10 protein-coding genes are annotated in these 15,696 nt (G+C 45.0%); 1 reads left to right on the forward strand and 9 read right to left on the reverse strand.

Translation table 11 applies throughout. From position 1 onward, the window contains the following. Window positions 1-300: 300 nt before the first annotated feature. From ACHZA1_RS04845 to ACHZA1_RS04875, 7 genes are all read right to left on the reverse strand, one after another. A complete protein-coding gene (locus tag ACHZA1_RS04845) occupies window positions 301-1,476 on the reverse strand; it encodes a hypothetical protein (RefSeq protein ID WP_320054106.1) in 1,176 nt (391 codons plus the stop codon). A 967-nt stretch (window positions 1,477-2,443) separates the two neighbouring features. Continuing rightward, entirely contained in the window at window positions 2,444-3,619 is a 1,176-nt protein-coding gene (locus tag ACHZA1_RS04850) for a hypothetical protein (protein ID WP_320054107.1), read from the reverse strand. 836 nt (window positions 3,620-4,455) lie between these two features. Beyond that, a complete protein-coding gene (locus tag ACHZA1_RS04855; RefSeq protein WP_320054108.1) occupies window positions 4,456-4,632 on the reverse strand; it encodes a hypothetical protein in 177 nt (58 codons plus the stop codon). Between the two features lie 144 nt (window positions 4,633-4,776). Further along, window positions 4,777-6,519, reverse strand: a complete 1,743-nt coding sequence (locus ACHZA1_RS04860) for a WG repeat-containing protein (RefSeq protein WP_320054109.1) — start codon at window positions 6,517-6,519, stop codon at window positions 4,777-4,779. A gap of 700 nt (window positions 6,520-7,219) precedes the next feature. Continuing rightward, on the reverse strand, window positions 7,220-7,597 hold the full coding sequence (locus ACHZA1_RS04865) for a helix-turn-helix transcriptional regulator (RefSeq protein ID WP_320054110.1): 378 nt from the start codon (window positions 7,595-7,597) through the stop codon (window positions 7,220-7,222). 492 nt (window positions 7,598-8,089) lie between these two features. Further along, window positions 8,090-9,256: a sigma-54 dependent transcriptional regulator gene (locus tag ACHZA1_RS04870; RefSeq protein ID WP_320054111.1), complete on the reverse strand. Its 1,167-nt coding sequence runs from the start codon at window positions 9,254-9,256 to the stop codon at window positions 8,090-8,092. 10 nt (window positions 9,257-9,266) lie between these two features. Continuing rightward, window positions 9,267-10,184, reverse strand: a complete 918-nt coding sequence (locus tag ACHZA1_RS04875; RefSeq protein ID WP_320054112.1) for a hypothetical protein — start codon at window positions 10,182-10,184, stop codon at window positions 9,267-9,269. A gap of 512 nt (window positions 10,185-10,696) precedes the next feature. Here ACHZA1_RS04875 and ACHZA1_RS04880 point away from each other — a divergent pair. Continuing rightward, a complete protein-coding gene (locus tag ACHZA1_RS04880) occupies window positions 10,697-12,043 on the forward strand; it encodes a sigma-54 dependent transcriptional regulator (protein ID WP_320054113.1) in 1,347 nt (448 codons plus the stop codon). Window positions 12,044-12,102: 59 nt separating this feature from the next. Here the strand turns inward: ACHZA1_RS04880 and ACHZA1_RS04885 are convergent, their stop codons facing one another. Together ACHZA1_RS04885 and ACHZA1_RS04890 are read right to left on the reverse strand one after the other, a co-directional pair. Continuing rightward, a complete protein-coding gene (locus tag ACHZA1_RS04885) occupies window positions 12,103-14,544 on the reverse strand; it encodes an ATP-binding protein (RefSeq protein WP_320054114.1) in 2,442 nt (813 codons plus the stop codon). Between the two features lie 79 nt (window positions 14,545-14,623). After that, window positions 14,624-15,493: a hypothetical protein gene (locus ACHZA1_RS04890; protein WP_320054115.1), complete on the reverse strand. Its 870-nt coding sequence runs from the start codon at window positions 15,491-15,493 to the stop codon at window positions 14,624-14,626. Between the last annotated feature and the right edge of the window lie 203 nt (window positions 15,494-15,696).

The following is a 15,696-nucleotide window of genomic DNA, read 5'->3' on the forward strand; positions in this document are numbered from 1 at the left end:
AATGAGGCACAAAGATAGCGCTTTATTTGAACTACAATATTTCAACACAAAGACACAAAGGACACCGAGAAACACAGAGTTTAAGGAGATGGCTAGCTATCAATATAGGCGTAATATCCTCGCTGCGCTCTAGCAATTGCGATTTCTGGGCGCATCTTATACCCGTCAATCTAAGTTCTATGAATCTTGGTTTTTAAAGTACAGTAATAACTAGGAACCAAAACTGCCTGATTGAAGTTGTTTATTCACTTCTCTAGAGAGGTAGGCGTGGATTATGTACGCTAAATAGAGTAATAGCTATCAATAATCAGTATATTCCATAATCTTACAGTCTGCACTTTCGCCTAATGTAACACTGCAAGATGATAGCATCCGTCCCCTATCATCCAATAGTTTTATTTCCTTATGTATTGGCTTACTTATGCTATCAATTGAGGTATATCCAACTACAACACCATTTTTACTTGTTATATAGTTAACTTCATAGGGCGAAGTCTCATCAGGGTTGTATTTACTTTCTTTTACGGTATTGTCGCTTAAGTATTCGTAAACCTTTCGATATTCAAGTTCTCCATTAGAATATATTTTCTCCTCTATTGCCTTTCCATCTTGGTATAGAATTTCAAACTTAGTACCCTTGCTAACCGTGCTGATGTGCCGTCCATCAGAATCAAACTTATATGCTGTACAAGACGAAGTGGTGTCTGAATATCGTAAAATATAAGGGCTAGATGTATCATACAGCTGCTCTCTAACATAGCCAGAGTCTTTTACCAACTGAGAGCTCTTGTTGAAATAGTAAAATTCTTTGCGCATATCCTGATTATAATTTCCTTTTTTAGTTTCAACTACCGTAATTGAATCGGGGAAATAGCAGATTTTTTGTTCTGTTGTATCTATCGATGTTATCTCCCTTTTTGATACGAGCCACCCCTTATCGTTATAGGTAAAGTGTTTTACATGTGAACCTGTACGGTACCATGCCAAATCGCCATTTTTATAAAATAGAAGTGTATCTAATTGCTGCAAGCGTCCATTTCTTATGGTTTTTACAAATAGCATAGAATCCTCTCTTACAAGCTGCTTAACTAAATAATCATTAGGGGCTGCTAGTGAAGAGTTGTTCGGTACTTTAACATCCGTTAGTACAGAATCATCGGCTAGACTTTCATAAACCGAATAATCGTTAGGTGTTACAATCAATGAGTCGTATTGTACATTGCCATCCAATCCAAATAATGTCAACCTCCTAAGTTGCCTATTTTTGAATAATGTATCATTCGAGCTATACTCCACCCGCTTACTTGTTCCCTTAAAAAAGAAATCGGCGTTCAATTTCGCATATCCCTCATCCCTCTTAAGGTTCGCAATTACCTGCGCTTTTGTATACAATGCATATGGGTTAATAAGATAAAATTGTCCAAAAGACGCTACCGACTTTGCAATTAGTATTAAAGCTAGAATAAATCTCAGCATAAATATATTGTCTGTTTGTAATTAGAAATCAAGCGATATATCATCATGTAGCTACATCTGTAAAGCAGATGGCAATTCATAAATATGCAGATGCACATATTGCACCAAACTTAGCATTCTTACTCGAATTAGTAAGGTTCTTTTTCTACCCAATAGAGAAAAATAACCCAACGTGCTCTATTTTAATGAGACATAAAGATAACTCTATATGCTAAATGGAATAACAACCCTGATTTTAACGAGCAACCTCACCCACGCCATCTTCCAACGGAGGGAATAACGCACTTCTAAAAATCGAATCAGTAATACTAATATCCAAAACAACCACATTTAGGATTTCCTTTAGAAACACAGAGACACAGAAACACAGAGTAACACCGAACTATTTCAGAATTTGTCCATCATAAGCTGGTAGCGGGATAAGAAATAGCGGATACAGCAACGCTACCATGCATGTTATCTGGGCAGAGTTAGGCGTGAAGCACGTATGGAAAAAGCCACAGAGAAAAGGGACAGAAGTGCAAAGCACTTTTGTTTCTCGCAGCCACAGGCTGCACTCTGTGACCTATGATCGTAAAGGATCAAAACCAGAAGAGATTATGCTCTGTGAACTCTGAGTCTCGGTGTCTCTGTGTTTTGCTATTTTTAAATGCGTTTGCACTGTATTAATATCTTAGCCTGACGGTTATAAGCGAGGATACTACATTTAACGGAGAATAATTATTTTACAAATAGCGCTCATATTAATATACCAAATATCAAATCTTTCGATCTTTATTTAAATGCTTTAATAAAACAAGACGCATGCAATACATCCCTACTCTCACAGCACTAATTCTGGCTGGTAGGAACTCATTGCATGCGTCTCATAAAATATTAAGGAATGTTTTTCATCCCAATAATTGCCAATAAACCGACAATTAATCTAGGGGTAATTCTAAAAGTAAATCCCCTTACTTTCTTCCTATTAATAATCGGTATATTCCACAACTTTACAGTCTGCGCTTTCGCCTAATGCAATACCGCAAGAAGATAGCATACGGCCCTTATCATCAAGTAGTATTACGTTCTTCTGCACTGGCTCGTACAGCTTATTAGCTGAAGTATAAGCCACTACAACACCATTTTTTCTTGTAGTAAAGCTAGTTTCGAAAGGCACTGTACCTAAAGCAGTGTAGCCGCTACCTTTTACGGTATTATCGTCTATGTCCTCATATACCGTTCGGGATGAAAGTTCACCATTTGTAAATGTTTTTTCCTCTGCAACCTTTCCATTCTGGTATAGAATTTCATGCTTTGTACTATCACACTCCGTAGAGATATGTCTGCCCTCAGCATCAAACTTATATGCTGTAAAAGACGAAGAGGTGTTGGTGTTTAGTAAGGTACCAGGGCTAGTCAAATCGTACTGCTGCTCTATAACACAGATAGAATCTTTTACCAGCTGAGAACTCTTGTTAAAGGAGTAGTAACACTTGTGTATATCCTGATTATAGTTCCCTTTTTTAGTATCTACGAGAGTAATTAAATCGGGGGAATAGCTGATTTTTTGTTCTGTTGTATCCATCGGTGTTATCTCCCTTTTTAATACGAGCCACCCCTTATCATTATAGGTAAAATGTTTTACACTCGATTCGGTACGATACTCTGCTAAATCGCCATTTCTATTCAGTAAAATTGTATCCACCCCCTTTAAGTTACCATTCCAAACATACTTTAGGGTTAGCATGGTATCCTTTCGTGTAAGCTGCCTAACAAAATAGTTATACGGTGCTGCTATCAATGAGTCTAGCTGTATACGGCCATTGGTTAGCTCCGAAACCTCATTTATAAATTGATTTGCCAAATTATCGTTTGATGCAACCACCAACGAATCGTATTGCATACTGCCATCTACACCAAATAATGTCACCCTTTTAAGCGTTCGGCTTTTGAGTAATGTGTCATTCGAGCTATACTCCACCCGTTTACTTGTTCCCTTAAAAAAGAAATCGGCGTTCAATTTCGCATATCCATCATCCTTTTTAAGGTTAGCAATTACCTGCGCTTTTGTATACGATTCATACGGGTCGATAAGATAAAATTGTCCAAAAGACATCATCGACTTTGCAATTAGCATTAAAGCTAGAATAAATCTCAGCATAAATTTATTGGCTGTTTGTAATTAGAAATCAAGTTAGATATCATCAAATAGTTACATCAGTAAAGCAGATGGCAATACATAAATATGCAGATGCCCATATTGCACCAAGCGTAGCATTCTTGCTCGAATTAGCGAGTATTTTTCGAAACTAAATTCGGGAAATTCAGCCAACTTGCCCTATTTTAATGAAGCGCAAAGATAGCGCTTTATTCGACTTACAAAATTTCAGTACGGAGGATGGGGTAAAAGATTCTATAACGAATAGGTTGAGTTGAACTAGTCATGATTTAATCTGACATATTGAATTGCTTGAGGTGAAATTGCAATTGTTTACCCGTAATATTGAATTGCTAAGTTGTCATCGGCAATTGTTAACCTGTAATATTGAATTGCAGGGTTGTCATCGGCAATTGTTAACCTGTAATATTGAATTGCAGGGTTGTCATCGCCAATTGTTGACCCGACAGATCGAATTGCTGACCTGTCATCGGCAATTGTTGACCTGAAATATCGAGTTGCAAGGTTGTCATCGGCAATTGTTGACCTGTCTTCGCCTATTTCACACTTGTCTTCGCCTATTTCACATCTGTCTTCGGCTATTTCACACCCGTCTTCGGCTATTTCTTACCTGTCTTCTGCTATTTCTTGCTTGTCTTCACCAATTACTGACCTGTCTTCGCCTATTTCATATCTGTCTTCAACTATTCCGTTAATGCCAGCAGCGGTTTCGACCATTCACTACCTATTATAAGGAGAGCCGTACATTGCTGCACGGCCCTCCTACTTTTGGTACTTCTAACAATAGCGATAGCGAAGCCTAAACGGCTCGATATACGCTATATTCCGTTCCTTTGTCCGTACACCGCCCCTGTTTCGGGTCGACGGTATAGCTTTATCTTGCGCGACAAAGTTTGTTTTTTACCCGAAGCATTGGTATAATCTACCAGCACCTCTACTTCAGCCATGATAACACCCTTTCCGAAGTAGCTATTATTCGTCCAAGTAACAGTCACCTCGTTGGGATTGCCGGAATGGATGATGCCGCCCGCTGCCGCATCGCCCCCCCCCTTTCCCCCAATATGCCGCCAGCATTAACCTATATAACAAGCAAAAGGCGGCATTTCTGCCGCCTTTGCCCTATATTTTTGAAACCGATACTACTTCACCGTTTCAATCTTGGTAACCTTGCCCGAGTTAACCACCAAAATGGTAATCTTCTTCCCGTTAAATCCAACGTAGCCCTCCTTCGACTTTATGATGCTGTCGAACTCGTAGTCGGCAACCTGCGTATGGTCGAGCAGAGAGTAAAGTCCGCACTTATTCTTCGACTTAACGATAAAAAGATTGCCATTCTCCGATATTATATCGTCAAACAACGGCTTGCTGTTGGTGGCTCCCACCTTGTCGATAATTTGGTACTTGCCGCCTTTAGCCTTGGCCTTAAGGTAGGTGTACTTGGGCTCGTAGTACGACGAGCGCTCTCCCTTAACGATGGGGGTAATCTCGGCGTAGGGCTCCGAGTTGACAACCCTCCCCGACTCGCTAATCAGGTCGAAGCGGTCTTCCGTTTGGGCCACGTACAAGCCCCCGTTGCTCGAACTTCTATCCAGCGCCACCAGCGAGCGATACTTGATCTCGGTAACTGGTTTGCCATAGCTATCAAGCAGCCCGTACTTGCCACCCTTCTCCACAATAAACACCTTACTATTGCCCTGGATGTCGTCGTAGCTGCAGGTGGTAATTTCGTAGGGCATCCCGTCGTTAACCTGCACCAAGCCGCATCTCCCGTTCTGCATCGCCACCATGTTATCGAGCCCGCTGCTCTTGGTCAGTTTATCGTACTGAAAGGGTAGCGTCACCCGCCCATCTATGGTGATAAAGCCGTACTTCCCCTCCTTGTTACGGGCCAGGTGCGACCCATCGGAGAAGGCGTATCGGTTAAACTCTAGGTACTCGATGGGCACAACCACGCGTTCGCTGTCATTCACCACGCCATACCTTCCGTCGTTTTTGACAATGTAGAAATTCCTTCCCTTCGAGTTCTCGCTGATCTCGTCGTACCATGTCTTAAAGCGGGATGTGTTGCTGATGTCGACATGGTTGTACTTGGTGCCGTTGGATACCGAAAAATAGTTCTGCCCATCCAGTTGGTAGAGGTTCGTGTATGCGCAGGGAATAACCAGCCGCTTCTCCACCAAACTGTACACCCCGTAAAGGTCGTTAGGGTAGGCATCTTGGGTAACCCGAATGTAGTTCTCCAGGTTGCTGAGGCTGCTAATTTCCGACCACTCGAAAGGAACAATTACCCGGTTGTTACTATCTATAACGCCCCACTTGCTCCCCTTCTTGGCCCTAAACAGCCCATTGCTCAAGCTGGCAAGATCGGAATACTCCATGGGGATGCTCCAGCGAAGCTCGTCGAGGTTGAACACCCCGTAGCTACCGTTGATGCTCAGCATCACGCACGAGCTGCCGACGCTTCGGTACGACCTCCCAAACAGGTGGGGTAGCACCACGTTCCCCTTCTTATCCACAATCCCCAGATGCTCCGACTTATTCTTGATGTCTCTTTCGCAGTAGTAGTCGTAGCTATCGTTGATGCTCTCGAAGGTCTCGTAGCGGTTATCGTAGCGGATGCTCTTCAGCGGCTTAAACTGCGACAGGCTGCCCGATGTCTCGCTGCCGACAGCGGCAACCGACTCTTCGCTGCAAACGGCCACCTCTACGACCTCGTCTGTAGATACAGCCATATTCGCGTCCGTAGATACAGCCATATTCTCATCCTTCGCCTTAACCTCTGCCTTTACCGGCTCTTTCGCCTTCTTCTTCTTGCCGTGCTGCGCCATCGCGCCCGCCGATAGCAGCAGTGCAAGTGCAATAAATCCAACCTTAACCTTCATAGCTTTTCGATTTTAGTAAGTATGGTGATTCCCGCAAATGTAGCAAAAGTAACAATTTAGCCTAGCCCCCGTTAGCCAACGGCTATAGGTGGGCTATTGCCTCAGCTAAGCGTAGGCGCTTTCCAATGTCATCAACTTAAGCGTTTCGTTCAATCAGTGCTGTCATGCCGGGCTTGTCCCAGCATCCTCAACTAAGCGAAAGCTCTGCCCATAGCCGTCAAGGTAAGCGGATGATAGAGTTATATCTTTTGAAAGAAAAGGATAGTAATTAAGTGCCAGCGCATGATTGAAACTGTTTATTCTCCCGCTTAAGCGGGAGGTAGGGGTTGGTTAAGAACGCTATGTAAAGTAAAATGCTGATTTAAACGAGTAAACCCACTCCAGCCATCCCGCCTGAGCGGGAGGATGACGAGCCATGAGTATGCATTTGAGTTTTGAGAAAAATCCTTAGTTTGTCGGCTATGGGCTCTGGCCTACGCTTTCATCCCCTACGCCCTCCATCCGTACAGTAGAGGCAGGCTAGACATAAAACGAAGTAAACAATTCATCCAATAGGATAATGGAAAATTTGCCAGTTGCCATCCCCTTGGCAACTTAAGTTCAGCAAAGCAGCAACCTACCTGCCGCAACCAAAAAGCAGCAAAAAAATAAAGCGCAGCCACCACAACGGCTGCGCTGATACCTGCAAAAGGCCACACCGCTAGATCTCCGTATGCTGCTCGGCTGCGCTCTGCCGTTGGGCGATGCGCTCCTCCTGCATCCGGCGCACCTCCTGCTGGTCGCTGTAGCTCACCTGGGCCAGCAGCTCGTCAAAAAAGGGCTCATCGTCCATGCGCAGCTGCTGCAGCGGCGTTTTCAGCGCCTCCTGCCCCTTAGTGGGAACCCACTCCAACACATCGTTGGGCGTACACCCCAGCAGCAGGCACAGCCGCTCCAAATCGGCGAGACTCAGCCGCATAAAATCCATGTTCAAGATCCGGTGGGCGGTGGTGGAGCAGTACCCCTTCTCCTTCAGGAATCGGCTGGGGTGGTGTACCCCTAGCCCCTTTAAAACTCGTGTTACGTTAAGCCTTATCATGCCTATAGGTTTTAGGAAAATTAGGTTAAGCGGCACCCTACGAAATATCGCGTCGGGTTACCAGCCCCCAATTTAGCTTTTTTCCCCGTCCATTCCTCCCTCCCTTCACTTTTAGGATATACGATGCCCTGCATTTACCCCACTTGTCTCATCGTTTTACACACTTGCCACTACATTCCTTCCACTCGCATCGTTGTTTTACACACTCGCAACTGCATTCCTCCCACTTGCTACGTTGTTTCACACACTTGTCTCTGTATTCCTCCAACTTGCTCCTGCGTTTTACACACTTACGCCTGCATTCCTCACACTCGAATCGTTATTTCACACACTTGTTCATGTATTCCTTGTGCTCCAATATTTACTCCTCGTACTCCAACAAAAGAAGTACGCACACGCAGCACCATCTTCCATAAAAGGAAACGCCAAGGGCACCAGAAATAATCCTAGCACCCTTGGCGTTTCCCTTAAAGTCCTTCGTGGTAAAACGCGCTACCCAAAGTTAGGCGAAGCGTACATCACCACATCCTCCGCCGTAATCTCCCTACCGCAAAGGATCATCAGGCGCTCAATAACGTTGCGGAACTCGCGCACGTTGCCCGTCCATCCCAGCTTCTGCAGCTCGTCAATGGCCTCGGGGGTGATAGTGGCGCGCCCCATGCCGTACTCCGCGCTGATGGCGTCCAGGAAGTGCTCGGCCAGCAGCGGGATATCCTCCTTACGTTCAGCCAGCGATGGCACGTGAATAAGAATCACGCTCAGGCGGTGGTACAGGTCCTCGCGGAAGCTACCCTTGGCAATCTCGTCGGTCAGGTTCTTGTTGGTGGCCGCCACCACGCGCACGTTCACGGCGATATCCTTGTCGCCCCCCACTCGGCTGATGCGGTTCTCCTGCAGAGCGCGCAGCACCTTGGCCTGCGCCGACAGGCTCATATCACCGATCTCGTCGAGAAAGAGCGTACCGCCATCGGCCTGCTCGAACTTGCCCTTGCGCTGCTTGATGGCCGAGGTAAAGGCCCCCTTCTCGTGCCCGAAGAGTTCGCTCTCGATGAGCTCCGAAGGGATGGCCGCGCAGTTTACCTCCACGTAGGGCCCCGCCGCACGGCTGCTCTTCTCGTGCAGCCAGCGGGCCACCAGCTCCTTGCCCGTACCGTTGGCCCCGGTAATCATCACGCGGGCCTCGGTGGGCGCCACCTTCTCGATGATCTCCTTCACCCTTCGGATCGCGACCGACTCACCCACAATCTCGTAGGTCTTGTTCATCTTCGTGCGCAGCTTCTTGGCCTCCTGCACCAGCGAAGTTTTATCCGTAGCATTTCTTAGGGTGATGAGGATGCGGTTCAGATCGAGCGGCTTGGCAATAAAGTCGTACGCCCCCTTCTTGATGGCCTCCACCGCCGTGTCGATGGTGCCGTGCCCCGAGATCATCACCACCGGCACCTCGGGCGATATCACCTGAAGGCGCTCCAGCACCTCAATGCCATCCATCCCCGGCATTTTGATGTCCAGAAAAACGACATCAACGCCCCCCTGCTCGAACTGCTCGATGCCCGCCGCACCATTTTCGGCAAGCGCCACATCAAACCCCTCGAGACTCAGAATATCCTTTAGCGTGCTACGTATAGCCCGTTCGTCATCTACAACAAGTACTTTACCCATTTTTTGAAGATTATTTTACAGCGCCCCCCAGCAACTCCACAGCAGCCCCCTCCTTTAAGGAGTAGTCCGACTGGATCAGCTGCCCAATAGCCGCCTTGCGTAATACTAAGTTAGTTGCAATCGAAGCCAGCACAATCATCTCAACGCGCAGCTCGTCCATACCCTCCATCCTCCGCCGCTGCTCCAGCGTGCTCGCAAGCAAACGCCGATGCAGCGCCTCTAGCTCCTCCAACCCGATGTTGCAGATGGGGGCATCCGAATCTTTTCCAAAGAAAAGAACATCCCGGAAGGTGTCAAAAGCTCCGCTTGCTCCCACCATTATCTGTGGATGATAAAGCTGGCAGGCCGTCCAAAGAGGTTCTAACCCTTCGGTAAGGTAGCACTCCACCGCCTCAACCTCCGCCATAAGCATCGGATCAGATGGCCTAAAGCGCTCCAGCAAGCGCGACATTCCCAGCGGAAAGCTCTGCTTCCAGCGTATGCCACCCCGATCGCATATAATAAACTCGTTGCTTCCACCTCCGATATCCATTATCAGCACACGATTGCTATCAAGGGTTACCGATGCAGCTACGCCTTTAAAGATCAGTTCGGCCTCACGATCACCCGATATCACCTCAACATCAACTCCGTATTTCCCGACAAGCTCATCAACAAAATCGCCCCCATTTTTAGCCGAACGAATTGCCGAAGTCGCAAACGCCTTCACCACCTCAACACCTAGCTCCCTAGCCATCGTCACATGCTCGTCAAAAGCCAGCAAACCCCGTTGGTAGGCTTCAGGCGCAATGGTGCCGCTATTTATGCCACCCTTGCCAAGCATAACGCCAATAGTACGGTGGCATACTATCACGAAGTTAGAACCATACCCCTCAGCAACAAGCAGGTTAAAGGTATTTGTTCCCATATCAATAACCCCTATTCGCATCCCTACTTTTTTATTCGAAAGATACACCTTTAAAGCATTCGTAGTTACTCGCCATCTCATCATCACGTCGCACAACGCACGTATCCCGAAAATCGAACAACCTCGTAATACGTAATACACATGCCGTGACACCCCACCCAAATCCACACCTTGTCGATACACACCCACTCTCAAGCTGTAGAATTTTATCCACATCTAAGAAAAATGACGCAGACTTCCGAAAAGTTTTTCTTCTCTGACTTCCAACGGATAAGTACCTTCACAATTTCAGCCACATCCCGTTTGGCACAATTTTGGCGAAACCCTAACTATAGACAAGGCTTAGAGTCGTTTTGACATAACAAAACACAAGGTTTGTTATAAGAAAGAGAAGAAAGGTTTAAGGAAGGGATTTCCGCGAGGTCATCCCTTCTTTGTTTTTCACAGCTGGCTGTAGATGCTTTAATAGTTTTAAATGATAGGGTGACGTAAAAAAAATACCTTAACTTCGTACATATTTTCGATTTGTGAAGATGCCCAAGATACTCGTAGTAGATGACGATGCCTCATTTTGCCTGATGCTTAAGTCATTTTTTAGCAAAAACGGAATGGATGCTGCTGTTGCCTTTAGCCTCACCGATGGCTTAAAGGCTGCAACGAATTCTGTTTTTGACATTATCCTAACAGACTATAGGCTTCCAGATGGAAATGGGGTCGATCTGCTGAGTACCATTAAGCGCAATTCTCCAGACACTGTTGTTATCCTCATGACAGGCTATGCGGATATTAAGATTGCCGTAAATGCCATAAAGATGGGAGCCTTCGAGTATGTGGCAAAACCCATTAACCCAGACGAAATACTTCACATTATAAAGAGCGGGCTGGAAAGCACAAGCAAGCAAAAGGCAAAACCCGCTCAGAGTAAAAATCCCGAATATATCGAGGGCAAGTGCGAGGCAGCCAAAAAGGTTCAGGATTACATCAACCTTGTAGGTCCAACCGAAATGTCGGTGCTAATCCTTGGCGAAAGCGGAACGGGTAAGGAGTATGCCGCCCGCCGCATACACCAGTTCAGCAAGCGTAAGAATACCAAGTTTGTTGCTGTAGACTGTGGCGCACTGCCTAAAGACATTGCAGGCAGCGAGCTCTTTGGACACGTTAAGGGCTCTTTTACAGGCGCCGTTAACGACAAGATTGGCCACTTCGAAGAGGCTAATGGAGGAACCATCTTCCTCGACGAAATCGGCAACCTCTCCTACGACGTACAAGTTAACCTGCTTAGGGCAATTCAAGAACGAAAAATTCGCAGAATTGGCTCTACCCAGGAAACATCCATAGACGTTCGCATCATTTCAGCTACCAACGAGGATCTGAAGAATGCACTAAAAACGGGGGAGTTTAGGGAGGATTTATACCATCGTCTCAACGAGTTTAGCATTAACCTGCCTCCGCTTCGTGAGCGCAAGGAAGACCTCCTCGATTTTGTGAACTATTTTAAAGATAAAGCGGCTCAAGAATTTGGGAAGCGAAACATCTCCTTCGACCAAAGCGTCATCGACGTTTTCATGCGCTACGAGTGGCCTGGTAATATCCGTGAAATGAAGAATGTTGTTCGTAGAGCAGTGCTATTAGCATCCAACAACATCGTAACCACCGACTCGCTTCCCGAGGAGATGCTCGAATCGTCGCTTACGCCATCAAGTCCAACACTAAATACCGATGCTGTCGACCTAAAGAGCATAAAAGAAAAATCGGAGCAGGAGTTAATCATCAGCACCATTGTAAAAGCGAAGTATAACAAATCGCAAGCAGCAAAACTCCTAGGAATCGATCGAAAGACGCTTTACAACAAGTTAAAGCAGTACGGAATCGACATCTAACAATACAAAGAGAGGCACCCTTTAGGCGCCTCTCTCGTTATATCATAAGCAGATTGCGGCTAAACAACTTCGTTCAGGTAACTTTTAACGCCTACCCAAAGTTTTTGTAATTCTTCAATCTCACTTTGCACTTCGGAAAGTAACTTACCATGTCGGCATTTCTCTATCTCTCGCAAGTACTCTACTCCATCTGTAATTTCGAACTGTCGAAAACTAGTGAGCAGTTTATGCGCCTTATCTGCAACAGGCACCTCGTTGCCCACCCTATTATTGCTTGCTATAAAGGCAATCGATTCGTCAGCCGACACCACAAAGGCATCTACTATTTGCTTAAGTTCCTCCCTATCATCACCAATAAAAGCGGTAACCTTCGATAAATTGCACAGCGGCTTTTTATCATCCCTAACATCAACATCTGGAACTTGCATAATACTCGAAATTGCAGTTATAATCTCCATCTCTGTAAATGGTTTCTGTAGTATCCCGTTTGCACCTATTGCCATCATTTCGTTGGTCATCGAACTGCTCACGTCAGCCGAAAGGAAGAGTACCTTTGCAGTTGGATTATTCTCCTTAATAGCCTTCACAACCTCGATGCCGCTCATTCCGGGCATGTGCAAATCGGTAACTACAAGTCCATAAATTCCCTTTCTACACATTTCAACACCTTTAGCCCCACTCTCTGCAATATCAAAATTGATACCATTTGCGGCAAAGATTTTTCCAACAAGAAGCCTCACGTAGCTGTCGTCATCAATAAAGAGTACTTTTTTAGAGATTGGCTGAGACGCTACTACTGGATTATGTATACCTATTTCCTCAATGTGGATCTTTTCGAGCGAAAATTCCACACTAAAGCAGCTCCCAACACCTTCCTCCGACTTCAGCACTAAATTGCCACCCATTAAAATAACGAGTTTACGGCTAATGCTTAAACCAAGTCCAGTTCCTCCAAACTTGCGAGCAACCGATCCATCAGCTTGGGTAAACTCCTCAAAAATCTTTTCTTGAGCGGAAGCCGGAATTCCAATGCCAGTATCAACAACATCTATCTTCAACTTTTCGTCTTGCACGTAGCCGTTTACTACCACCTCTCCACTATCGGTGAACTTTATGGCATTGCTAATCAAGTTCAGCATCACCTGCTTCAACCTCAACCGATCAAGATTTACCTTTTGAGGAATCCCCGTTAAATTAAGAACTAGCCCCACTCCCTTTTCCTTAGCCTTGATGCTCATCTCTGTGATGATCTCATTAAGGAATCGATCCAACGAGAAGTTGGAAAACTCCAACTCAACGGCATTCGACTCCACCTTAGAGTAATCTAGAATTTCATTTACAATAGAGTGCAGATGCTTTGCCGAAGAGTTGATCGCCATTATCTCTTCCTCTGAATACTTTTTTTTGTTGAGCAAGAAGTCGGAAAAACCCATGATTGCAGAAAGAGGGGTACGAATCTCGTGGCTCATATTGGCGAGAAACCGCTCCTTCACCTTCAGCAAGTCCTGAATTCTTTCATTTGAATCCTCCAACTGCTTTTGCATTCGTGCGCTTAATCTGATATCCCTAAAAATTAGGATAAGGAAGAATATAACCACAAAGAAAGAGGAGACTCCTAGGAGGATAAGCTTTTTCATGTAGCTTCTTGCAGCGCTATTAAACTGAGCCAGTTTCTGATTATTGATCTTAATCTCCTGCTTGCTCATCATCGTAATGTGGTAGAGCATTCGATCTGTTAGCAATTTGTCCTTTTTCAGGAGATCAACCTCTTGCTGCTTAAATAGCTTTTCGTTGATATTCTCCTGCGCCTGCATCGATGAAAGCTGCGATCGTAACTTTACTAGGCTGTTATCCTTCTTGGTTTGCTGTACGGTAATGGAGTCTACCTTTTTTTGCATTCCAAGATGGGTGGGAACAACAGGAGTCTCATCGTCTTTAAACAATGCTTTAAAACGCTGAAAAAACGTTCGCTTGCGTACGACTACCTGTTCTTTGGGAGGAGTCGAACCTATCGTCGAATAGACCTTGTGCTTTAGTTCTACCTCTGAACTATCTGACTTTGACTTGATAATTGATTTATAATCGCCCCGTTTATTCTTTTTTTGATTAAGCGTAATGATATCGCCAACTACCTTTTCCTTCTGGTTTTGTATGATAAGAATGTTACCCAGCAAGATTTGTTGCTCTGCATCAATAGAAATATTACTCAACAACTGAAGATTCGAGTCTATATCCTTGTTTTGCTCTACGTAGCTCTTTAAAAAAGAAGCATCACCAGAGGCGGCATAAAGCTTTGCATTAGCCTCCGACTCGTAAATCTTCACCAGCGTCTGATTTATCAGAGTCAACTTTTGGGTAGACGCAGGTGCATTGCTTAAGGTATTCGATAGCTGCACTACTCGAAGGTAGCTGTAAAGGAAGGCAACAATACCAAGTGCCAGCAGAACAAAAAACGAGATAAAAACTTTACGTCCGATACTTTTGGTTGGGAAATAAACCATGATGCCTATAGATAAAGAAAGAAATAGAGCTAGCAAGCGCCAGCCCTATTTCACGCAATAAATTCAATTCAAAGAAAGTCTACTTTCGGTAGGTTATAACTAAGTACTTTGACGATTGCCAGAATTTTTTGCTGTTGGTTATCTCGATACCCGAACAGAAGTTCTTGCTATCAACCTTCAGATTATACGAATCGGATGGATGAGTGCTCAAGATCTTCACATTCTTATGTCCAATCTCAATACCTTGGAACGTACGAATGTCGATCTTGGTAAACGCATCGAGGTTTACGTTAGCGCTAACTGTAGCCGTTTTGCCAATACCAATAAAGCCTCCCGAACGATTGATTATGCCCTTTTGCTCTAACTCCTTTTGCGACCCAATAACGAAGTAGGCAGTATTCAGCTCGTTTGTCCTAGCTGTTACATTTTCCTCCAAGGCGCGCTTACGCGTTGTTAGCGTATCAACGCGGGTGTTAAGATCGGCAAGTTGGAAGTTGAGTTTGGTTAGCTGCTCCTTCAACGAGGCAATTTCGGCATCCTTTTCGCCATTCTGCTTGGTTAGTTCGGCGATCATCTTTTCGAGACCGTCAATTTTAAGGTTTGCTGCCTTTAGCTTCTTTGCGGTACCCTGAAGGCTGGCAATAGTCTGCTTATTCTTCTCCAGAAGCTCGTTTATCTGCGCGATGTCATCCTTTATTCGATCCTTAACATCACGGCTAAGCTCGCCTTGCTTGGTGGTTACGCTGATGATATTCTGCTTTTGCTTTACGGCTTCAAGGTTTTCCTCTACTTCGCTAAGCGACATGAATATGTTGTTCAGCGTTGTGTCCTTTACGCTCACCAGTTGAGAAAGCTTTTGGTTTTCAGCCTTAAGTTTATCAACCTCCTGCTTATTTCCGCACGACGCAGCAAGTACCACGATTGCGATTGCTATCAGAAACTTTTTCATTTGCTCAATTTTAATTTGGTTTACTAATGTAGTGCAAAATGTAATCCAATGTACAAAATTCGCCATCAACATTCAACAATACCCTACTTGCCAAACATATAGAGCAATAAGAAGTTTGACGCTTTAGAATTACGCTGTGGAACTGATTCCCCATAATTACACAAAAAAGCCGCCCTATGAAGCGCGGCTTTCTTGTGTTGGAT

The sequence above is a fragment of the uncultured Acetobacteroides sp. genome (assembly GCF_963667355.2).
Lineage (GTDB): Bacteria > Bacteroidota > Bacteroidia > Bacteroidales > ZOR0009 > Acetobacteroides.